1 protein-coding gene is annotated in these 279 nt (G+C 56.6%); it reads right to left on the bottom strand.

The window, feature by feature from the left end:
• The coding region (locus EOD29_RS31370; protein ID WP_127248804.1) for a DUF1883 domain-containing protein at positions 1–98 on the bottom strand (98 nt) is incomplete at its 3' end.
• Positions 99–279: the final 181 nt, after the last annotated feature.

Raw genomic sequence — 279 nt, 5'->3', positions numbered from 1 at the left:
CGAACATTGTTCACCGCATTCAGAGACACCTCGACGATCGTTCCGGCTCGCTGTTCCTTGAGATCGTAATGGGTGAAGCGGAAATTCGGTTTCTGCATCGGTCTCGCGGCGTCAGATAACTTGGCGAGATTTTACCAGCATGCCGGTTAACGAAAAGTTGGAAATCGGCGCGGTGTCGGGAAAGGAATGATCGACCCCGATGGCCGCCGCTCTCCTCGTTGTCAGTTGCCGCGCCGGTTTTCCCGATCCAGCTGCGTTACCAGCGCCAGGATCGTCTCC

This window comes from Mesorhizobium sp. M1A.T.Ca.IN.004.03.1.1 (genome assembly GCF_003997555.1).
In the GTDB taxonomy this organism is placed as follows: domain Bacteria; phylum Pseudomonadota; class Alphaproteobacteria; order Rhizobiales; family Rhizobiaceae; genus Mesorhizobium.
The sequence above is the reverse complement of the archived record's forward strand: the minus strand, read 5'-3'. Positions and strand labels throughout refer to the sequence as shown.